20 protein-coding genes are annotated in these 19,865 nt (G+C 62.7%); 9 read left to right on the top strand and 11 right to left on the bottom strand.

Annotation, left to right across the window (positions count from 1 at the left end; genetic code table 11):
• Positions 1 to 82 precede the first annotated feature (82 nt).
• Positions 83 to 1,669: a gamma-glutamyltransferase gene (gene ggt, locus EOC94_RS19780; protein WP_127292819.1), complete on the top strand. Its 1,587-nt coding sequence runs from the start codon at positions 83 to 85 to the stop codon at positions 1,667 to 1,669.
• Here the strand turns inward: ggt and EOC94_RS19775 are convergent.
• The 5 genes from EOC94_RS19775 to EOC94_RS19750 form a co-directional block, all read right to left on the bottom strand.
• The gene (locus tag EOC94_RS19775) at positions 1,663 to 2,469 is read right to left on the bottom strand and encodes an ATP-binding cassette domain-containing protein (RefSeq protein ID WP_127292817.1); all 807 of its coding nucleotides are present in this window, start codon (positions 2,467 to 2,469) and stop codon (positions 1,663 to 1,665) included. The genes ggt and EOC94_RS19775 overlap by 7 nt on opposite strands.
• Entirely contained in the window at positions 2,466 to 3,485 is a 1,020-nt protein-coding gene (locus EOC94_RS19770; protein ID WP_185928281.1) for an ABC transporter ATP-binding protein, read from the bottom strand. Before EOC94_RS19770 ends, EOC94_RS19775 begins: the two co-directional genes overlap by 4 nt.
• On the bottom strand, positions 3,482 to 4,312 hold the full coding sequence (locus EOC94_RS19765) for an ABC transporter permease (RefSeq protein ID WP_127292814.1): 831 nt from the start codon (positions 4,310 to 4,312) through the stop codon (positions 3,482 to 3,484). Before EOC94_RS19765 ends, EOC94_RS19770 begins: the two co-directional genes overlap by 4 nt.
• Positions 4,309 to 5,295, bottom strand: a complete 987-nt coding sequence (locus tag EOC94_RS19760; protein ID WP_127292812.1) for an ABC transporter permease — start codon at positions 5,293 to 5,295, stop codon at positions 4,309 to 4,311. The genes EOC94_RS19765 and EOC94_RS19760 overlap by 4 nt, the downstream gene beginning before the upstream one ends.
• Before the next feature lie 276 nt (positions 5,296 to 5,571).
• Positions 5,572 to 7,182: an ABC transporter substrate-binding protein gene (locus EOC94_RS19750; RefSeq protein ID WP_127292809.1), complete on the bottom strand. Its 1,611-nt coding sequence runs from the start codon at positions 7,180 to 7,182 to the stop codon at positions 5,572 to 5,574.
• 375 nt (positions 7,183 to 7,557) lie between these two features.
• Here EOC94_RS19750 and EOC94_RS19745 point away from each other — a divergent pair, with 375 nt between their 5' ends.
• Positions 7,558 to 8,748, top strand: coding sequence for a Xaa-Pro peptidase family protein (locus EOC94_RS19745; RefSeq protein ID WP_127292806.1), 1,191 nt, complete (start codon positions 7,558 to 7,560; stop codon positions 8,746 to 8,748).
• Positions 8,749 to 8,863: 115 nt separating this feature from the next.
• Here the strand turns inward: EOC94_RS19745 and EOC94_RS19740 are convergent, their stop codons facing one another.
• From EOC94_RS19740 to EOC94_RS19715, 6 genes are all read right to left on the bottom strand, one after another.
• Positions 8,864 to 9,091: a hypothetical protein gene (locus EOC94_RS19740; RefSeq protein WP_127292803.1), complete on the bottom strand. Its 228-nt coding sequence runs from the start codon at positions 9,089 to 9,091 to the stop codon at positions 8,864 to 8,866.
• A gap of 8 nt (positions 9,092 to 9,099) precedes the next feature.
• Entirely contained in the window at positions 9,100 to 9,345 is a 246-nt protein-coding gene (locus EOC94_RS19735; RefSeq protein WP_127292800.1) for a hypothetical protein, read from the bottom strand.
• Between the two features lie 85 nt (positions 9,346 to 9,430).
• Positions 9,431 to 10,159 carry a Crp/Fnr family transcriptional regulator gene (locus tag EOC94_RS19730; RefSeq protein WP_245465601.1) on the bottom strand — a complete coding sequence of 243 codons (729 nt, stop codon included), beginning with the start codon at positions 10,157 to 10,159 and terminating at the stop codon, positions 9,431 to 9,433.
• 166 nt (positions 10,160 to 10,325) lie between these two features.
• A complete protein-coding gene (locus tag EOC94_RS19725) occupies positions 10,326 to 10,748 on the bottom strand; it encodes a cupin domain-containing protein (RefSeq protein WP_127292797.1) in 423 nt (140 codons plus the stop codon).
• A 4-nt stretch (positions 10,749 to 10,752) separates the two neighbouring features.
• Positions 10,753 to 11,616, bottom strand: coding sequence for a phosphoenolpyruvate hydrolase family protein (locus EOC94_RS19720; RefSeq protein WP_127292794.1), 864 nt, complete (start codon positions 11,614 to 11,616; stop codon positions 10,753 to 10,755).
• An 11-nt stretch (positions 11,617 to 11,627) separates the two neighbouring features.
• Positions 11,628 to 12,824: a Tm-1-like ATP-binding domain-containing protein gene (locus tag EOC94_RS19715; protein ID WP_127292791.1), complete on the bottom strand. Its 1,197-nt coding sequence runs from the start codon at positions 12,822 to 12,824 to the stop codon at positions 11,628 to 11,630.
• 296 nt (positions 12,825 to 13,120) lie between these two features.
• Between EOC94_RS19715 and EOC94_RS19705 the strand changes: the two genes are divergently transcribed.
• From EOC94_RS19705 to EOC94_RS19675, 7 genes are all read left to right on the top strand, one after another.
• Positions 13,121 to 13,801, top strand: a complete 681-nt coding sequence (locus EOC94_RS19705) for a TetR/AcrR family transcriptional regulator (protein ID WP_127292788.1) — start codon at positions 13,121 to 13,123, stop codon at positions 13,799 to 13,801.
• Positions 13,802 to 14,159: 358 nt separating this feature from the next.
• Positions 14,160 to 15,476 (top strand): ABC transporter substrate-binding protein, encoded by a 1,317-nt coding sequence (locus EOC94_RS19700; protein WP_095488235.1) that lies wholly within the window; start codon positions 14,160 to 14,162, stop codon positions 15,474 to 15,476.
• 73 nt (positions 15,477 to 15,549) lie between these two features.
• The gene (locus EOC94_RS19695) at positions 15,550 to 16,455 is read left to right on the top strand and encodes a sugar ABC transporter permease (RefSeq protein ID WP_029348308.1); all 906 of its coding nucleotides are present in this window, start codon (positions 15,550 to 15,552) and stop codon (positions 16,453 to 16,455) included.
• A 1-nt stretch (position 16,456) separates the two neighbouring features.
• Positions 16,457 to 17,416 (top strand): carbohydrate ABC transporter permease, encoded by a 960-nt coding sequence (locus EOC94_RS19690; RefSeq protein ID WP_095488237.1) that lies wholly within the window; start codon positions 16,457 to 16,459, stop codon positions 17,414 to 17,416.
• The gene (locus EOC94_RS19685; RefSeq protein WP_095488239.1) at positions 17,413 to 17,622 is read left to right on the top strand and encodes a hypothetical protein; all 210 of its coding nucleotides are present in this window, start codon (positions 17,413 to 17,415) and stop codon (positions 17,620 to 17,622) included. Before EOC94_RS19690 ends, EOC94_RS19685 begins: the two co-directional genes overlap by 4 nt.
• Complete coding sequence (locus EOC94_RS19680; protein ID WP_095488241.1) at positions 17,619 to 18,728, top strand: ABC transporter ATP-binding protein; 1,110 nt, start codon at positions 17,619 to 17,621, stop codon at positions 18,726 to 18,728. Before EOC94_RS19685 ends, EOC94_RS19680 begins: the two co-directional genes overlap by 4 nt.
• Positions 18,728 to 19,813: an ABC transporter ATP-binding protein gene (locus EOC94_RS19675; RefSeq protein WP_095488243.1), complete on the top strand. Its 1,086-nt coding sequence runs from the start codon at positions 18,728 to 18,730 to the stop codon at positions 19,811 to 19,813. The genes EOC94_RS19680 and EOC94_RS19675 overlap by 1 nt, the downstream gene beginning before the upstream one ends.
• Positions 19,814 to 19,865: the final 52 nt, after the last annotated feature.

Here is a 19,865-nt window from a genome sequence, read left to right as displayed (position 1 = left end):
GGTGATCACTGCCTCCTGGTCGTGCTACTTTCGAGGGCACAACTCTTGGCGCCATCGCTAGTTCGGAGGTTATTGATCCTGCATGCGTGATTTTCAGCTCCCCGGACGGTCGCCGGTTCGTGCGACGGAAGCGATGGCCGCGACATCACACCCGCTGGCCACGCTGGCGGCGGTCGAGATGCTGCGGTCCGGCGGCAATGCGATGGATGCAGCCGTTTGCGCGGCTGCGGTGCAGGCAGTCGTTGAGCCACAATCGACTGGTATCGGCGGCGACTGTTTCGTCCTCTACTGTCCCAACGGCCAAGGTGAGGTTCTGGCCTTCAACGGCTCCGGCCGCGCACCGGCCGCGGCAGAGGCGCAATGGTATCTGGACAGGGGGCATGACGCGCTGCCCGAGTCCGGTCCGCACGCGGTCACCGTGCCGGGCGCCATCGATGCCTGGTGCCGACTGCTCGAGGATCACGGCAGAAAGGGCATAGACGCCGCGCTGGCGCCGGCCATACGTTACGCCGAGCAGGGCTATGTCGTCCAAGACCGCGTCGCCTTCGACTGGGCTGACAGTGCTGCCTTGCTGGCCGCCGACGAACATGCCGCGCGGATTTTTCTGCCGGATGGAAAGGCGCCGCTGGCCGGCGAGCTGCACCGACAGCCGCAACTGGCCGACACCTTGCGCATCGTGTCGCGCCGCGGTCGTGCCGGCTTCTATGAAGGCGAGGTTGCCGACGACTTGGTGTCGCGTCTGCGTGCTCTCGGTGGGCTGCATGCGCTCGAGGATTTTGCGGCGACGAAGGGCGACTATGTCAGGCCGGTCGGCACGTCCTACCGGGGCTACGATATCCATCAGATGCCGCCGAACAACCAGGGGCTGACGGCACTGATCATGCTGAATGTGCTGTCGGGCTTTTCGCTCGGCTCGCTGGAACCGAACGGCGCCGAGCGCTTTCACCTCGAGATCGAGGCGGGGCGGCTTGCCTATCAGGACCGCGACAATTTCATCGGCGACCAGAACCAGGTCCATGTCCCCGTGCAGCAGTTGTTGTCCAGATCCCATGCGGACCAGCTTCGCGCCGAGATCGATCCGGCGCGCGCGATGACGCATCTGCCTCGGCTTGAGCTTCAGCCGAGCGATACCGTCTACATCTCGGTGGTCGACCGCGACCGTAATGCGGTCAGCTTCATCAACTCGACTTTTCATTCGTTCGGCAGCGGGTTGGTTGGCCCAAAAACCGGGGTCGTGCTGCAGAACCGCGGCAGCAGCTTCTGCCTGGCGGCGGACCACCCAAACTGCATCGCACCGGGTAAACGCCCGATGCACACCATCATGCCAGGCATGGTGACAGCCAAGGGCCGGGCGGTCATGCCGTTCGGCGTGATGGGCGGCGGCTACCAGCCGTTCGGCCATGTCCACCTGCTCACCAACATGATTGATTTCGGCATGGACCCGCAGGAGGCGCTGGATGCGCCACGAGTGTTTTACAGACAGAACACTGTGGAGGCGGAGCGCGGGGTTCCGGGCGAGGCGATCACCGGCCTACGCGAACGAGGCCACCAGTTGTCCATCGCGACCGAGCCGCATGGCGGCGGTCAGTTGGTGCTGATCGACTGGGACAAGGGGACGCTTACCGGCGCGTCCGATCCACGCAAGGATGGTTGCGCGCTCGGTTACTGACGACCGGCCGCGTCTGAGCCTTTGCTGGTCCTGTTCAGTTTTGGCGCTGCCGCCACCAGCGCCTTGCCGATCGCCGACTGCGGCGCGTCGATGACGGCACGGGCGTCGCCGCTCTCGGCGGTGCGGCCGGCGTCGAGGATGACGACACGATGGGCGATGGCGCTGATAACGCCGAGATCATGCGAAATGAACAGATAGGCGATCCGTTCCTCGCGTTGCAGATCGAGCAGCAATTGCAGGATCTGTCGGCGCACGGATACGTCGAGCGCAGACACTGCTTCGTCGAGCACGATCAGCGTCGGCTTTGTCGCGATGGCGCGGGCAATCGCGACGCGCTGGCGCTGGCCGCCTGAAATCTCGTGGATGCCGCGGCCGGCGAGATCAGCGCTCAGGCCGACGCGCTCCAGCAAAGCGGCGATGCGGCGCGGGCGCTCCTTTCGAGAGGCGATGCCATGGATGCGCAGGGGGTCGTCGAGCACGCGTGCGACGCTGGCGCGCGGGTTGAAGGCGGCAAGCGGGTCCTGAAACATCATTTGCATATGCACGCGCCGGGCGCGCAAGGAAGCGCCGTTCAGGGACAGGAAATCGCCGCCTTCGAACTCGATGCGGCCGGCGTCCGGTTCGATCAGCCGCAGCAGCAGCCGCGCGATCGTCGACTTGCCGCTGCCGGAAGGCCCGGCCAGCGCCAGCGTCTCGCCGGGCTCGATGTCGAAGGAAACGTCATCGACGGCGGCAATCGTCTTGCCGCCGCGACGATATCGTTTGGTCAGGCCGGAAACGGCCAGCAATGGACTGCTCACCTCGACGCTCCTGCCCGCTCCAACAACGGTTCGGCGTCGAGGCCGAGATGAGCGTCGAGCAGCGCTCTTGTGTAGGCGTGGCGCGGGCTAGCGATGATCTGCGCCGTCGCGCCGAGCTCGACCAGCTCGCCGTGCCGGAATACGGTGATGCGCTCGGCCAGCTCGGCGGCCAGCGCGATGTCGTGGCTGACGAACAGCAGCGTCATGCCGTCCTCCGCTACCAATTGTCGGATCAGGGCGACAATCTCGGCCTGCACGATGGTGTCGAGCGCGCTGGTCGCCTCATCGGCGATCAGCAGTTCCGGACCGGCCGCGATTGCGGCGGCGATCGCCACGCGCTGCTTCTGGCCACCGGAAAGCTGGTGCGGAAAGGCGCGCAAAGCGGCGTCTGTATCGGGCAGCCGGACGCGTTCAAGCAGGGTTTTTGCCCTGGCATAGGATTGCGACCAAGTAAGACCGAGATGCGCATGCGCGACTTCCGCGATCTGCTCGCCGACCGCCATCACCGGATCGAGGCTGGCCGACGGGTCCTGGAAGACGAAGCCGATGTCGCGGCCACCGAGGGGGGTGTGGGTGGGTTTGGCGACGGATTTTTGAGCTTTGCGTTCCATGAGGCCCCCCTCTGTCCTGCCGGACATCTCCCCCTCAAGGGGGGAGATTAGCAGTTTCGCTGTTGGGTCCCTTCCTGCAACCTTGGAGATCGGCGAAGGCGGAGATGAGAGCGCAATCTCCCCCCTTGAGGGGGAGATGTCCGGCAGGACAGAGGGGGGTGCCTTGGCGCCCCAGGATGACGGCGATGGCAAAGACCAATCGATACGGCCTTCAACTCTCGATGATCCCGGCAGCAGCCCGGCAATGGCCAGCGCCAGCGTGCTCTTGCCCGAGCCGCTCTCGCCGATGATGGCGAGGCGCTCGCCGGCGGCGACATCGAAGCTGATATGGTTCAGCGCCGCCACCTCGGTGCCATCGCGGCGGTAGGTCACCGTCAGATCGCGGATCGAAAGCAGTGCCGTCACGACAGGCTCCTTCTCACCGCTGTCGTCTCGACGACGCCTTCGCCGGCGAGATAGACACCGAGCACGGTCAGCACGAGCGCTACACCGGGAATGATCGACAAAAAGGGCGCGGTGCGCAGCACGGCGCGGCCTTCGGCGATCATGCCGCCCCAGGTCACGCGGTTTGGGTCGCCGAGACCGAGAAACGAAAGGGCCGCCTCTGTGAGGATCGCGGCGGCGACGATCACCGACGACAATGCCAGTACCGGCGGCAATGCGTTGGGCAGTACTTCGCGAAAGGCGATCTCCAGCGGATGCATGCCGATGACGCGGGCGCCGGCAACAAAATCGCGCTCGCGGATCGACAGCACTTCTGCACGGGCGACACGTGCCGGTCCGGTCCAGGCGCCGAGCGCTATCGCCGCGATGACGACACCGAGCGATGGGCCGACGACGCTGACGAAGGCCAGCGCCAGCAGGAAGCTCGGCACGGTCTGGAAGGCGTCGGTGATGCGCATCAGCACTTCGTCGACGAGGCCGCTGGCAAATCCGGCCAGCGTGCCGACTATCGCGCCGACGGCAAGGGCTGCGGCTGCCGCCGCCAGCCCGACCGCCAGCGATGTACGGGCTCCGTGGAAAAGTTCGGCCAGCACATCGCGGCCGAGCCGGTCGGTGCCGAGCGGCAGCGACCAGTCCTGAAAGGGCGGTAGCAATGCCGGCCCGGCAATCGCCTGCGGATCGCCGGGAAAGAACAGCGACGCTAACAGCGCCATGGCGACCAGCGCCGCCAGGATGGTCGCGCCAGCGACCGCTTCCGGCGTGCGGAAGAAACGGCGAAGCGGGCTCACGCACCGGCCTCGCTGGCGCCGACGCGCGGGTCGAGGAAGGCGTAAGCGATGTCAACGAGAAGATTGATGACGATAACCAGAACGGCGCTGGTGAGAATAATGCCGAGCAGCAGCGGCGTGTCTCGCGCAGCCACCGCTTCCTGCGCCAGCCGGCCAAGGCCGGGCACGGAAAAGACGCTTTCGATGACGACGCTGCCGCCCAGCATCTGTGCCGATTGCAGGCCGAGCATGGTGACCAGCGGCAACAGCGCGTTGCGGGCGATGTGAGCGAGCACGATGCGGCGGCGGGACAGCCCTTTGGCGCGAGCGGCGAGGACAAAATCCTGCCGCCAGACCTCGGCCATGCCGGCGCGCATCATACGCAGGTAGAGCGCCAGATAGATGAAGCCGAGTGCGGACACCGGCAGGACGAGATGGCTGGCGATATCCACCGCGCGGTCGAGGCCGGTCTTGCCCGACGCGAGGCTCTCGATGCCGCCGATCGGAAACCAGCGCAGGTCGACGGCAAAGACGATGATCAGCACCAGCCCGAGCCAGAAGCCGGGAACGGCATAGAGCGCGAGTGAGCCGATCGACAGGAAGCGGTCGCGAAAACTGCCGGGCCTGGCGCCGGCATAGATGCCGAGCGCCGAGCCGAGGCCGAAGGAGAGCGCGGTGGCACTGCCCATCAAAAGCAGCGTGTTGGGCAGGCGTTCGAGGATCACCTCGCGGATCGGTCGCGAAAAGGTCACTGACTGGCCAAGGTCGAGATGCAGCAGCGCCCAGAAGTAGTTCGCCAGCCGCGTCAGCGCCGACTGGTCGAGGCCCCAGCGATGGCGCAGCAATTCGATCATGCCGGCGTCGCCGCCGGTCGAGGCGATATAGGCGTCGACGGCGTCACCGGGCGCGGCTTCCAGCAAAAGGAAAGTGCCGATGACGACAATCAGCAACACGAAGATGCTGCCGACGAGGCGACGGCGAAGGAGGGTAAGGGTGCGGGTCATGGCGGCGCCGGCTGCTTGGCGATGTGCCGATCCTGGGATGCGCAGTGCCTAGGCGCCCCCCTTTGTCCTACCGGACATCTCCCCCTCAAGGGGGGAGATCGGCCGTCACTCGCCGTAGCGCCAATCGCAAACATCGCTAAGGGAAGGGCCGGCATCAAAGCAAGCCAATCTCCCCCCTTGAGGGGGAGATGTCCGGCAGGACAGAGGGGGGTATCGTCGAGCACGGACATTACCAACTTCACCTACTGGCGAAGGTCAATCTCAATTAACCGCAGCTCACCGCTCCAGCCAGGTGTCCGCCCAGTTCGACACCGCCCAGCGCGGGTTGTTGGCGACATTCCCCACCGTGTCTCTGATAACGCTGATGAAGCTCCATTCGGCGACGTTGATCAGCGGCAGGTCGGCTGCGACCTTTTTCTGAAACTCCCTGTAAAGCTCCGTCCGCGCGGCGGTATCAAGCGTCTCGGATGCCTTGGCGATGAGGGCGTCGAGCTCGTCGTTCTTGTAGCCGCCCTGGTTGGAGAACGGCACGCCGTCGGGCATGCCGCTCTGCACCAGGATGGTGGTCGAGATCGCCGGGTCGCCGCGGAACACCGGCGGCCCGACCGCGAGGTCGAAGGCGTGGTCGGTGTAGACGGCCTTGATGTGCGCGGCCGAGTCGTTGTTGACCAGCTGGGCGTCAATGCCGATGGCGGCGAGCGCCTGGCGCAGATAGTCGCCGAACTGCTTGGTTTCGTTGAAGTAGGGTGCCGGCAACAGTTTCAGCGAGAAGCGCTTGCCGTCGTCGCCTTTGCTGTAACCGGCTTCGTCGAGCAGGGCGTTAGCCTTGGCCACGTCGAAGGCATAGGTCGGCACATCGGCCGTATAGAATTGCGGATCGTTCTTCGGCACCGGGCCGGTGGCTGTCGCGGCGTAGCCGAGGAACACCGTCTTGACGACGAAATCCTTGTCGATGGCGTGGGCGATTGCCTGGCGCACCTTCAGGTCGGCCAGCTCCTTGCGGCGATGGTTGATCTCGACGACGAGCTGATAGGTCAGCCCCTCATAACCCTTGGTGATCACCTTAAGTCCAGGCACTTTGGAGATGCGGTCGAGATCGGCCAAAGGCACCGCGGAAAAGGCGGCGAGCTGGATTTCTTCCGCCTCAAGCGCACTTGCCGCCGAAGTGCGGTCGGGCAGCACCTGGTAGATGATCTCGTCGAGATGAGGCTGGTCTTTGCCCCAATAGTCGGCATTCTTCTCCAGCCGGTAATATTCGCCGGGTTTGTGTTCGGCGAATTTGAACGGGCCGGTGCCTACAGGCGCATTGTTGGCCGGGTTCTCTTCGATCTTTCCGGTCTCGTAGATGTGCTTCGGCACCACGCTGCTCAGAGCCGGCAAGGCGTTGCGGATCAGCTGGAACGGTGTCGGCTTGGCGAATTTGAACACAGCCGTCAGTTCGTCGGGCGTATCGACCGCCTCCAGATACTTGAACACGGTGCGGCCGAGATTCTGCAGCGGCTTCCAGATCTGCAGCGCCGAGAAGGCGACGTCGGCGGAGGTGAAGGGTTTGCCGTCATGCCATTTGACGCCTTCGCGCAATTTGAACGTCACCGACAGGCCGTCGGCGGCGCCCTCCCAGCTTGTCGCCAGGCGCGGGTCGAGCCCGTCCTTGCCGTCGAAGGATGCCTCGGCCAGCGTTTCCACGACCTTGCTCGAAATGAAGAACACGCCGTTGGAAGCGACGATCGCCGGGTTGAGGTTGCGCGGCTCGGAATCGGCGGCGACCACCAGCCGTCCGCCTTTCTTCGGCGTCTGCGCCAGACCGATGGTCGGCAGCGCCGTCGAAGCCAGAAGCAATGCCGAACCGGCAAGCATGGAGCGTCTGGAAATCGTGACATCTGACATGATAGAACTCCGTCCCTCTCAGCCACCCGGCCGGGTGGGCCAATACCCTCGGACGCCAGACGGCATCCTTGCAAGGCTGATTATGAGCCTTGCCGAGGGTTTCGCCAGAGAGGGAATTGGCGCATCCTGGCGTGGCTTTGAAAATTTCGTCTGCTGGACCAGTTACAGGGAAGCGGTTCAATCCGAGCTTATCTGGTAGGACCAGATTAGGTTAAGCATCGCGACATACGACGTCGAAGTGTGCCGAAACGGGCGTTTCACCTATTCTGGCTGGACCAGACTGGGCAAAATAGTGCAGATTTGACCGACAGCCAGAGTATCGTGACCAAGACAGCCGGCGATGCGACCGGCCACGGAATTCAGGGAGAGAGAAAGATGAACGTCGCCCCGGGCAAGAACGCCGTCAGCACCATTCCGTTCGATCATGCCAGGGTCGATCGGCTGATGGAGGAGGCCGGCATCGATGTGCTGCTCGCCACCTCCAAGCACAACATCCAATATCTGCTTGGCGGCTACAAGTTCATCTTCTTCGCCGCAATGGATGCGATCGGCCACAGCCGCTATCTGCCTGTTGTCGTCTACGAGAAGGGTGGGCCTGAGCATGCCGCCTATATCGGCAACCGCATGGAAGGCGGCGAGCACCAGAACCATCCATTCTGGACGCCGACGCTGCACGCTGCCTGCTGGGGCACGCTCGACGCCGCCAACCTTGCCGTCGAACACCTGACGAAAATCGGCAAGGGCGATGCCCGCATCGGCATCGAGCCGGCTTTCCTGCCGTCGGATGCCTACACGCTGATCCGCAAGGCGCTGCCGGACGCCAAGCTGATCGACGCGACTGATATGCTGGAGCGGATGCGGGCGATCAAAACCGAAGCGGAGCTGGAAAAGCTGCGCATCGCCTCCGAACTGATCACCGATTCCATGCTGGCGACCATTGCCTGGGCACGCGAAGGCACGACCAAGACCGAGATCATCGAGCAGCTGCGGCGCGAGGAGACCAATCGCGGCGCGCATTTCGAATATTGCCTGCTGACGCTCGGCTCCAGCCACAACCGCGCCGGCTCTTCACAGGCGTGGAAGAAGGGCGAGGTGATGTCGATCGATTCCGGCGGCAACTATCACGGCTATATCGGCGACCTCTGCCGCATGGGCATTCTGGGTGAGCCGGACGCCGAACTGGAGGATCTTTTAGCCGAGGTCGAGACGGTGCAGCAGGCCGCCTTTTCCAAGGTCAGGGCGGGCACTCTTGGTGGCGATATGATCTCCTATGCCGAGGGCGTGCTGAAGAAATCCAAGGTCGCGCCGTACACCGATTTCTTTGCCCACGGCATGGGGCTGATCACGCATGAAGCGCCATTCCTGATGACCAACCATCCGGTGACATATGAAGGCACCTATGCCGAAAAGCCACTGGAGAAAAACATGGTGCTCTCGGTTGAGACGACGATGCTCCACCCGACGCGCGGCTTCATCAAGCTCGAGGACACGGTCGCGGTTACTGAGACCGGCTACGTCATGTTCGGTGATCGGGGCAGGGGTTGGAACAGGGGTGGGGTGGCTTAAAGCGCGCTTGCGATCAAACCCAGTCACTCTGGACGACCAAGTTCGACCCGAGAAGAACTTGCCAACGTTGTTCCTGGAAACACGGCGCGAAATCGTCGGTGCCTCGACAGGCCTCTCAGCGCTCTGCCGCGTCGAAATCAATCGCAAATCCTGCGTCGATCGCGCTTCGCGCAATGAGATAGCCAAGCTCCCAATCCGTGAGTTCGCAAAGCGGAAACATTCTCCTCACGGAGTGGTTAACCTCGGATATCGAAATGCTCGGCCTGCCGATGTTGTCGATCAGGTATCGGACGATCGCTTGGCGAACGTCCGATAAGGTAGGCGTCTGCGCCAGCGCGGGCATCTCCGGCCCTACGAGTGGAGCCGTGGTTCTGCGCCAACGGCCGTTGTTACGTCGAAAGCGACGGGCACACCGTGAGCGATGCATGCCTCCGCCAGCATCTCCTCCAACTCGTGGTCAGTGGCCTTGCAAGCGGGCATGAGTGTTCGGATGGCGCGGATTGCCTGTGCGATCGAAAGGAAGCGGGCCTTGCCTCTGGAAAGGACATAGGCCTCGGCCGCCCTTTCAACCGTGACGGTGTGAAAAGTGTTGGTCATCAAGATTCCCTCCCTGAAACCCGTTACCAACATGATTTACGGCCAACATGCAGCGGCCTTCAAGATTATGTCTGGAAGCGGACAATCAGGCGGGCGCCAGGCCGAAATAGCGCTGCTCCTCCTCGCCGTACGCACCATGTGTGAGATCTATCATTCCGGCGCGGTCGACAATGGTGATCTCGCCGCGCTTGGCGTGAACCAGCCCCCGATATTCAAGCATTTGGAGGGCTGTGGTAACGCCGGGACGTCGAGCGCCAAGCATGGTCGCCAGAAATTCATGCGTCAGGTAGATCTTATTTCCTTCACCGCGGTCGTGGACCATCAGCAACCAGCGGGCGAGCCGCTCCTCGATCTTCGAATGGCCGTTGACCAGTGCCGTCCGGGACGACTGGACAAGGAACGCGTGGGCATAGCGCAGCAGTGACTCGTGAAGGGTCTGGCTTTCTGCAATCACGGAGCGAAGATTTTCAACCGGCAGGCTCCAGCCATTGCCGGCGACCTGGATATAGGTTTCATTGGGAGACCTGTCTTGGCCGAGAATGACCGCAATCCCGGTCATGCCGTCGTTGCCGATGATACCGACTTCGCTTTGTCGCCCTCCGGCCATGGTGGCGACCACCGAAGCGATACCCATCTCTGGAAAATACACATGCTCGATCGGCTGATATGGGACTTCCAGCCGAGCTTTGATGCCCAGTTCGACGTGACGCATTGCCGGCTGCAAAAGCGCGAAATCCTCTGAGGAGAGGGCTTTCAATATCTGGTTGCGAAAAAGGGATTGGGGCATGGCTCTCTCCCTGACGGGCAAGAGCACGTACCCTCTTACTGTCGGCTGCATCCGAAGCAAATTGGCGGCCGATGTGACAGCATAGGCCGTCAATACGTGATTGGCAAAGCTTCGCCGGCGCTGAAGCTGGGGCGCGACGGTTTGCCGGCAAACCGGTGAGAGGTACTCGAACTGCCACCGGCGAACAGTGCTATCAATGACTCCCGCCCGGCGGCAGCAGCCGGAAATCCGGCAGGTCACGCAGCGCCAGTTCCGGCCCGGCCGGCGAATAGACGACGAACAGCTGCATCGGCCCGTCGCCGGTGTTCAGCGTCGAATGGAAGCGGCTTTCCGGCACATAGATGGTGCAGCCGGGCCCGACCTTCGCGACAACCGGATTACCGTTCTCGTCTTCGACCATCTGCTCGCCATTGCCCGAGATGACGAAGATGATCTCTTCCGCACCTGGATGATTATGCCGCGTGTGGCCCTTGCCGGAGGGCAGGTCGACGACGCCGCCTGAAAAGCGCGTCGCGCCGTTCACCTCGGGCGCCACCGTCAGCGAGAGCTTGCCCCAGTCGAAGCCGAAGGCGCTGACATCCTTCGGATAGACAAACACCTTGCTCTGGTCGGTCATCGTCTCATCCCTTCTTTTTTTTCGCAGTCGTTTTGGCACCAAGCGTCACGGCCTTGAAATCCGCGGTCTGCCTGGCGATCGCCGCTTCCGCCGGCAGCCGCTCCATGGAGCTCGCGCCATAGAAGCCATGCAGGCCCTTGCACCGTTCGAGGATGTACCGGGCGTCGTCGGGCATCGAGATCGGGCCGCCATGGCAAAGCAGGATGACATCCTTGCGCACGACACGCGCCGCTTCAGCGATGGCGTCGATCTCCGTCACGCAATCGTCGAGCGACTTGGCCGACGTCGCACCGATCGAGCCGCCGGTGGTCACCCCCATATGGGCGACGACGATGTCGGCGCCGGCCTTGGTCATGGCGCGCGCCTCGTCGGGGTTGAACACATAGGGCGTGGTCAGGAGGTCGAGCTCGTGTGCCGCGGCGATCATGTCGACCTCGAGCCCGAAGCCCATGCCGGTTTCCTCAAAACTCTGCCGCATCTGGCCGTCGAACAGGCCGATGGTCGGAAAGTTCTGCACGCCGGAGAAGCCCATTGTTTTCAGCTCGGCCAGCAGCAGCGGCATGATGACGAAGGGATCGGTGCCGTTGACGCCGGCCAGCACCGGCGTCTTCTTGACCACCGGCAGCACCTCGTAGGCCATCTCCTTGACGATCTCGTTGGCGTTGCCATAGGCGAGCAGGCCGGCGGCCGAGCCGCGCCCGGCCATGCGGTAGCGGCCGGAGTTATAGATGATGATCAGGTCGATTCCGCCAGCCTCTTCGGCCTTGGCCGACAGGCCGGTGCCGGCGCCGCCGCCGACGATCGGCACGCCGGCGGCAATCATCTTGCGGAACTTTTCCAGGATTTTCTTGCGCGGTATGGCGGCCATGTTTTCTTCTCTCACTGTCCGGCGATGTCGAGAAAGGCCGCTGTTGCCGCCTTGGCGAATTCGGAGTCGTTGATGTGCAGCGGCAGGCGCGTCACGCGTCGCGTGTTATCAGGCACGATCGTGCGCTCAATGGCCTCGAAGAGTGCTGCATCGGCTTCAGGGTCGAAAAAGGCGCCGCCTTCGATGTCGAGCGCCGAGACGCCCTTTTCGGGAATGAGGAACCGGACCGGTCCCTGACAGAGGCTCAGCCTTGCGCCGATCCATTCGCCGATCTTGCGGCTTTCGTCAGGTGTCGTGCGCATCAGCGTCACGTTCGGATTGTGCTCGTAAAACAGCCGCCCGCTATAGCGTTCCGGAATGGTCGGCGGCGCCCAGAAATTCACCATGTCGAGCGCGCCGACCGAGCCGACATAGGGCAGTTTCGTGCGGGCGATCGCGCCGAAGCGGTCTTCGGTTGCAGGCAGCACGCCGCCGAACAAGAGGTCGCAGACCTCGGTCGTGGTAATGTCGATGACGCCGGACAGCAAGCCGCTGTCGGCCAGCTTTTCCATGGTGCGGCCGCCGGTGCCGGTGGCGTGGAAGACCAGGCAGTCATAGGTCGAGCGAAGCTGCTCGGCGATGGACGTCACGCATGGCGTGGTGACGCCGAACATGGTGAGCCCGATCGACGGCTTGCCGTCGGGCGGCGCCGCCGGTTTTGCAGCCATGCCCGATATCGCCTGGGCGGCATTGTGCAGCACGACACGAGAAAGCCGGTTCAGGCCGGCCATGTCGGTCACCGACGGCATCATGACGATGTCGGAGACATCGACGTAAGGCGCGGTGTCGCCCGAGGCGAGCGTCGAGACCATGATTTTCGGCAGGCCGAGCGGCAGAGCGCGCATGCCTGATGTGATGATTGCAGTGCCGCCGCCACCGCCGATGCCGATCACACCTGATATATCGGTGCGCGATTGGATAAACCGGGTGAAGGCGATGGCCATTGCCGCGACCGCGGTGCCGCGGTCGTCGATGCCCAACACGGCACTGCTGCCACCGGGATGGTGGCCGGCGACCTCTTCGGCCGGGACATCGACCGGCACGGTGGCATCGCGCGTTCCGACATCGACACGGGCGACAGCAGCACCGGTGGCAGCGACCGCATCGGCCAGAAAAGCTAGTTCCTCACCCTTGGTGTCGGCGGTGCCCACCACATAGACGCGCTTCATGGGCGTGCCTCCCTGGGGGCTGGCTGAACGGTGGCCGCGTTCAGTACATGAGAACGGAGTGCTCTACGGCGCCCCCCTCTGTCCTGCCGGATATCTCCCCCGCTTGGGGGGAGATCGGCAGTTCGCTCGATCGGCGCCTTCCATGCGATTTTGGAGATTGGCGAAGGTGCAGATGACAGCCAATCTCCCCCCTCGTGGGGGAGATGTCCGGCAGGACAGAGGGGGGCGCCGTAGGGCTTCAACGTAACCAGAGGGATGGCCATTGCAATTTTTTGAGACGCGCGTATCGTATTGACATGAATGTCTCACGTCAACAAGCGGCAGTGTCCGAGGACGCCGGCTCTGCCGCGCGCGGACCACGGGCGCGCACAAGGCGGTTGATGCTGGAGACGGCGACAAGGCTGATGCAGGCGGGCGCCACGCCCTCGGTCAGCGAGGTCGCCGAAGCGGCGGAAGTCTCGCGCGCCACCGCCTATCGGTATTTTCCAAGCCAGGCGGCGCTGGTGCAGGCGGTGGTCAACGAAGGGCTCGGGCCGATCCTCACCTGGAAATCAGCCTCGACCGATCCCGAGCGCCGGGTGGTCGAACTGTTCGACACGGCCATGCCGCGCATCGAGGCCTTCGAGGCAACCTTCAAGGCGGCGCTGAAGCTGTCGCTCGACCAGTGGGCGCGGCGGCAGGCCGGCACACTGGGCGGCGAGCCGGCGTTTACGCGCGGCCATCGCGTCGATCTGCTCAAGGACGCGATCGCGCCGCTCAAGGACAGGCTGCCGCCACGCGAATTCAAGCGCCTGGCCCAGGCCCTGTCGCTGATCTTCGGCGTTGAAGTGCTCATTGTGCTGAAGGATATATGGGGGCTGGACAGCCGCAAGAGGATGTCGGTAGCACAATGGGCAGCCGGCGCCCTGGTACGAGCTGCAGTGGTGGAATCGATGGCCAACGAAGACAGAAGCGCGCCGGCGATAGCCACGAAATAGTATCGATCTGGTTCGACCAGATTGGGATGTCAAGTACCGACAATAATCGTAGCGCCGTAGCCAAAACAAGGCTCTTGCGTATCAAGGAGCAGGAAAATTTAAGAAAAACAGGCAGATGTTGCTAGAATCCGCTTGTCTGAGGGCCTGCCATCGTCCAAGAAAGAGCTTGACGTGCGCCGGAAATTGGTAATACCAGATCAGAACAATAAAGCGGATTAAATGTGAGGGCTGCGAGCCATTTCTGGCTGGGCGAGGAGGCTCAAAACCGGAACGCTGCCGTCACGGGAGGAACTACCAGGGTCGGCCTCGCCGCCGGCTCGCATGATACGGTAGAATGCGCACAAGGGAGGAAATCATTATGCGCAAGACAATGACCAGTATGCTTGCTGGTATCGGCTTAGTGCTCGCCTGCGGAACGTCCGTCTACGCGCAGGATAAGGAACTCACCATATTCTGGGCTGAATGGGATCCGGCGAACTATTTGCAGGAACTCGTCAACCTTTACGAGGCCGAAAGCGGCGTGAAGGTCACGGTCGAAACCACGCCTTGGCCCGACTTCCAGACCAAGGCGTTCACCGAGTTCAACGCCAAGGGCAGCGCCTACGACATGGTGGTCGGCGACTCCCAGTGGATCGGCGCCGCCTCTGAGGCCGGCCACTATGTCGACCTCACCGACTTCTTCAACAAGCACAATCTGAAGGAAGTGATGGCGCCGGCGACGGTGAAATACTACGCCGAATATCCGTCCAACTCCGGCAAATACTGGTCGATCCCGGCCGAGGGCGACGCGGTCGGCTGGTCCTATCGCAAGGACTGGTTCGAGGATCCGAAGGAGATGGAGGCCTTCAAGGCCAAGTACGGCTACGATCTCGGCATACCGAAGGACTGGAAGCAGCTGCGCGACATCGCCGAATTCTTCCACCGTCCCGACGAGAAGCGCTACGGCGTCGCCATCTATACCGATAACTCGTATGACGCTCTGGTGATGGGCGTCGAGAATGCCATCTTCTCCTTCGGCGGCGAACTTGGCGACTATGCCAGTTACAAGGTCGACGGGATCATCAACTCCGAGCAGAACGTCAAGGCGCTCGAGGCTTACAAGGAGCTCTACTCCTTCACTCCTCCTGGTTGGGCCAAGAGCTTCTTCATCGAGGACAACCAGGCGATCACCGAAAACCTGGCGGCGATGAGCATGAACTATTTCGCCTTCTTCCCGGCGCTCATCAACGAAGCCTCGAACCCGAATGCAAAGGCCACCGGCTTCTTCGCCAACCCTCCAGGACCGAACGGCGACCAGTTCGCCGCGCTCGGCGGCCAGGGCATCTCCGTCATCTCCTATTCCCAGAATCAGGAAGAGGCGATGAAGTTCCTGGAATGGTTCATCAAGGAAGATACGCAGAAGAAATGGGCGGAACTCGGCGGTTACACGGCAAGCGCCAAGGTGCTCGAGTCGCCTGAATTCCAAAACGCCACGCCTTACAACAAGGCCTTCTACGAAACCATGTTCAAGGTGAAGGACTTCTGGGCGACGCCGGAATATGCCGAGCTGCTCATCCAGATGAACCAACGCGTCTATCCGTACATCACCGGCAATCAGGGCACGGCCAAGGAAGTGCTCGATTCGCTCGCCGCGGATTGGAACGCGACGTTCAAGAAATACAACCGCGTGAAGTAAACGGCATTAACGCTCGGAGGGGGCGGTAGCCTGCCCCTTCCGTTTTCTTTTCCGGACAAGGAAGGAACGGGCCTTGGCCACTGCAGTCATGACCACCCTGGATCCCAACTCGCGCTCCGCCGCCCGCGGCATGAGCGATCTCACGATCCGCAATCTCTTCATCATTCCGACGATCGTTTTCCTGATCGTCTTCAACATCTTTCCGCTGATCTATTCGCTCGGCTATTCGTTCACCGACTTTCGCGCATCGAGCCCGGCGGCGGCCAATTTCGTCGGACTGCAGAATTACCGCGAGCTGCTCAACGACCCGTTCATCTGGTCGAATTTCGCCATCACCGCCAAATATGTCATCGTCTCCGTCGTCGGCCAGGTCATCGTCGGCTTCGGCGTGGCGTTGCTGCTCAACCGCGATATCCCGTTGAAGGGCCTGCTGACGACCCTGCTGCTGTTGCCAATGATGCTGTCGATGGCTGTCGTCGGCCTGTTCTGGAAGCTGCTCTACGATCCGTCCTTCGGCATCATCAACTATACGCTCGGCCTCGGCTCCTTCGAGTGGCTGTCCAACCCCGACATGGCGCTCTACGCGGTTGCCATCACCGACATCTGGATGTGGTCACCCTTCGTGATGCTGCTGTCGCTCGCCGGCCTGTCGGCAGTGCCGAAGCACCTCTACGAGGCGGCGGCGATCGACCGCGCCGGCTCGTTCTACACCTTCTTTCGCATCACGCTGCCCTTGGTCGCGCCGATCCTGATGATCGCGATCATCTTTCGCACCATGGAGGCGTTCAAGACCTTCGATCTCGCCTACATCCTGACCAGCCAGCCAACCACCGAGGTGATCTCGATCCGGCTCTACAAGATGGCGTTCCAGGAGTGGCAGACCGGGCGCTCCTGCGCGCTAGCCTACATCGTGCTGATCATGATCCTGGCTATCACCAACATCTACGTCAAATACCTGAACAAGGTGAAGGAGCGCTAGAATGGCCGCTGTCACCACCTCTACCGAGCGTTCGCTCAACAAGCTCGCCATCGTCGGTGTGCTGATCATCACGATGATCTTCCTGGCGCCGATCTACTGGATAGCCTCGACGGCCTTCAAGCCGCGCAACCTTGCCACCACCATTCCGCCGACGGTGATGTTCCAGCCTGAGATATCACCCTTCGTAAAGCTCTTCACCAAGCGGTCGCAGTTGCGCACTGCGCCGACGCCGGAACAATACGCCGCCGCCCCGTGGTGGGAGCGGCTGGTGTTTGACGGCGGCGAGAAGGTGGTGCGCTCGGGCAGGGGCGAGGTGCAGTGGTCCGGTTATCCGAGCCGCTTCATGAACTCGCTGATCGTCGCCATCACCTCGACGATCCTGGCCGTCGGCATGGGCACCTTCACGGCTTACGGGTTCTCGCGCTTCAAGATAAAGGGGGAACAGGACCTGCTCTTCTTCATCCTGTCGACGCGCATGCTGCCGCCGGTGGTGGTGGCGATCCCGATGTTCCTGATGTACCGGGTCGTCGGCCTCAACGACACGCATTGGGGCCTGATCATCCTCTACACCGCCTTCAACCTCAGCTTCTCTGTATGGCTGATGAAGGGGTTCATGGACGAAATTCCGAAGGAGTACGAGGAGGCGGCGCTCGTCGACGGCTACACGCGCATGGAAGCCTTCTTCAAGATCGTGCTGCCTGAGGCCGCCACCGGCATCGCCGCCACCGCCGTGTTCTGCTTCATCACGGCGTGGAACGAATATGCCTTCGCGCTGATCATGACCAACCGACGCGCCCAGACGGCACCGCCCTTCATTCCCAGCCAGGTCGGCTCCGGCCTGTCGGACTGGACGGTGATCGCCGCCGGAACCTTCCTGTTCCTGCTGCCTGTCGCGATCTTCACCTTCCTGCTCCGCAACCACCTCTTGCGCGGCATGTCCTTCGGAGCGATCCGCAAATGATCCGCCATGCTACAATCCAACGCACGGCCGAGATCGTGATGGTGTGCGGCATCATCGCGCTCTGCCAGCCGTGGAATCTCTTCCTGCATCGCTACGGGCTGACGATCATCATCGTCGGGCTGGTGACGTTCATGATCACCGGCTGGGTCGGTCCAAGGCAGAAGCCGCAGGCGACCGGCACCCCGGAAAAAGAAGGTCACGCATGACCCAGATCGAGCTTCGTGGCGTCCAGAAATTCTTTGGCGCCGTTCAGGTCATCAAGGACCTCAATCTCAAGATCGACGACAACGAGTTCATCGTGCTGCTCGGACAGTCGGGCTGCGGCAAGACGACGACGCTTCGCGCCATCGCCGGGCTGGAGACGATCGACGGCGGCGATGTTCTCATCGACGGCAAGCCGGTCCAGCATCTCAAGGCTGCCGACCGCGACATCGCCATGGTGTTCCAATCGTTCTCGCTCTATCCGCATATGAGCGTCTACGAGAACATCGCTTTTCCGTTGCGCGCCATGCGCAAGAGCAAGGCGGAGATCGACGGCGAGGTGCGCTCGGTCGCCAAAGTGCTGCAGATCACCGACCTGCTCGGCAAGAAGCCGTCGGCGCTGTCGGGCGGCGACATGCAGCGCGTGGCCATCGGCCGGGCGCTGGTGCGGCGGCCGAAAGCGATGCTGATGGACGAGCCGATCGGCGCGCTCGACGCCAAGCTGCGCGAGGAGATGCGCGCGGAGATCAAGCGGCTGCACATCAAGCAGGGCTCGACCACCATCTACGTCACCCACGACCAGATCGAGGCGATGAGCCTAGCCGACCGCATCGTCATCATGCATGAGGGCGTTCTGCAACAGGTAGGCAGCCCATCGGACGTGTATACGCACCCGGCCAATTTGTTCGTCGCGCAATTCGTTGGCTCGCCTGTGATGAACGTCGCCAACGCGGCGGTGACGATGAACGGCTCCGGCGCCAGGGTCACCGTCGACGGGGCCGCGGAAGGGTTCCTTTTCCCGTCCGAGCTGGTCGGCCAGCTCGACGCCGCGAACGTCGGGCAGGACCGTCTTGCGCTCGGCATCCGCCCCGAAGGAGTGATGGTCTCGCGCGAGGCGGCGGACGGTTATCTGCCGGTCGAGGCGCACATCATCGAACCGCTAGGCTCCTACGACATTGTCGACCTCAAGGTTGGGGCACAGATGTTGCGTGCCCGCACCCGTTCCGGTTTCGTCGGCAAGCCGGGGGTCCAGGTCTTCGCCAAGCTCGACCCGGCGCAGGCGCACTTCTTCGACACGACAAGCGGCAATTCGCTGGGGGTGAGACTCTGATGGCCCATATCCAGCTCAAGAACATCTCGAAGACATTCGGCAATCACACCGCATTGACCGGGCTCAATCTCGACATTGCCGACGGCGAGTTCTTCGTGCTGCTCGGCGAGACCGGAGCCGGCAAGACGACGACGCTGCGCATGATCGCCGGCCTGGAAAAGCCGGACGAGGGGCAAATACTCATCGACGGCGCTGACGTCGCTGACTGGGGTGCGGCCGAGCGCGACGTGGCGCTGGTGCTGCAGCAATATTCGCTCTATCCGCGCTACACGGTGCGCGAAAACCTCGAATTCCCGCTGAAGCCAAAAATCCGCCGCATCGAGCCGGACGAGATCAAGACGCGCGTCGACCGCGTTGCCAAGACCTTGCGCATCGAGCATCTGCTCGAGCGCAAGACGGATCGCCTCTCCGGCGGCGAGATGCAGCGCGTCTCGATTGGTCGCGCCATCGTCAGGAAGCCCCGCGTATTCCTGATGGATGAGCCCCTTTCGGCGCTCGATGCCAAGCTGCGCGAGGCGCTGCGCACCGAGTTGAAGAACATCCAGATGAACCTTGGTCAGACCTTCCTGTTCGTGACGCACGACCAGATCGAGGCGATGTCGATGGGCGACAAGGTCGGCGTGCTCAACCATGGCCGCATCGTCCAGACCGGCACGCCGTATGAGATCTACAACAATCCGCGCGACACCTATGTGGCGAGCTTCGTCGGCTCGCCGCCGATGAACCTCATCGACGGCAAGCTCGTCAACGGCCGCGCGGTGATGGCACCGCTGAATTTCGAACTGCCTTTTGCGGGGGGGGCCAAGACGAGCGGTGCGACCGACGGTCGCCCGCTCGTCTTCGGCATTCGTCCCGAGGATGTCTATCTCGAGAGCGGGGCCCCGGTGGAAGCGCGCGTCCACGATGTCGAGAACCATGGCGTCGAAAAGATCCTGACGCTGCGCGTCGGCGATGCCATGCTGCGGGCCACGGTGCCGGCCAGAACCGATGTCGAGATCGAGCAGCCGGTGCGCTTTGCCTGGGATCCGGACAAGGTGGTGCTGTTCGACAAGGCTAGCGGAATAAGCCTCCGTCACGCGGGCTAGAGCGCGTCTGTTGGGCAGCAGGATGCTCGGCGGCTTGAAGCCCCTGGCCAGA

Source organism: Mesorhizobium sp. M6A.T.Ce.TU.016.01.1.1 (assembly GCF_003997065.1).
Taxonomy (GTDB): Bacteria; Pseudomonadota; Alphaproteobacteria; order Rhizobiales; family Rhizobiaceae; genus Mesorhizobium; species Mesorhizobium mediterraneum.
The sequence above is the reverse complement of the archived record's forward strand: the minus strand, read 5'-3'. Positions and strand labels throughout refer to the sequence as shown.

Bases quoted from the DNA above. Each gene is read 5' to 3' on its own strand.
- ggt (WP_127292819.1), top strand. From the start codon at position 83: ATGCGTGATTTTCAGCTCCCCGGACGGTCGCCGGTTCGTGCGACGGAA.
- EOC94_RS19760 (WP_127292812.1), bottom strand. From the start codon at position 5,295: ATGACCCGCACCCTTACCCTCCTTCGCCGTCGCCTCGTCGGCAGCATC.
- EOC94_RS19750 (WP_127292809.1), bottom strand. From the start codon at position 7,182: ATGTCAGATGTCACGATTTCCAGACGCTCCATGCTTGCCGGTTCGGCA.
- EOC94_RS19745 (WP_127292806.1), top strand. From the start codon at position 7,558: ATGAACGTCGCCCCGGGCAAGAACGCCGTCAGCACCATTCCGTTCGAT.
- EOC94_RS19740 (WP_127292803.1), bottom strand. From the start codon at position 9,091: ATGCCCGCGCTGGCGCAGACGCCTACCTTATCGGACGTTCGCCAAGCG.
- EOC94_RS19735 (WP_127292800.1), bottom strand. From the start codon at position 9,345: ATGACCAACACTTTTCACACCGTCACGGTTGAAAGGGCGGCCGAGGCC.
- EOC94_RS19725 (WP_127292797.1), bottom strand. From the start codon at position 10,748: ATGACCGACCAGAGCAAGGTGTTTGTCTATCCGAAGGATGTCAGCGCC.
- EOC94_RS19720 (WP_127292794.1), bottom strand. From the start codon at position 11,616: ATGGCCGCCATACCGCGCAAGAAAATCCTGGAAAAGTTCCGCAAGATG.
- EOC94_RS19715 (WP_127292791.1), bottom strand. From the start codon at position 12,824: ATGAAGCGCGTCTATGTGGTGGGCACCGCCGACACCAAGGGTGAGGAA.
- EOC94_RS19705 (WP_127292788.1), top strand. From the start codon at position 13,121: ATGAATGTCTCACGTCAACAAGCGGCAGTGTCCGAGGACGCCGGCTCT.
- EOC94_RS19700 (WP_095488235.1), top strand. From the start codon at position 14,160: ATGCGCAAGACAATGACCAGTATGCTTGCTGGTATCGGCTTAGTGCTC.
- EOC94_RS19690 (WP_095488237.1), top strand. From the start codon at position 16,457: ATGGCCGCTGTCACCACCTCTACCGAGCGTTCGCTCAACAAGCTCGCC.
- EOC94_RS19685 (WP_095488239.1), top strand. From the start codon at position 17,413: ATGATCCGCCATGCTACAATCCAACGCACGGCCGAGATCGTGATGGTG.
- EOC94_RS19680 (WP_095488241.1), top strand. From the start codon at position 17,619: ATGACCCAGATCGAGCTTCGTGGCGTCCAGAAATTCTTTGGCGCCGTT.
- EOC94_RS19675 (WP_095488243.1), top strand. From the start codon at position 18,728: ATGGCCCATATCCAGCTCAAGAACATCTCGAAGACATTCGGCAATCAC.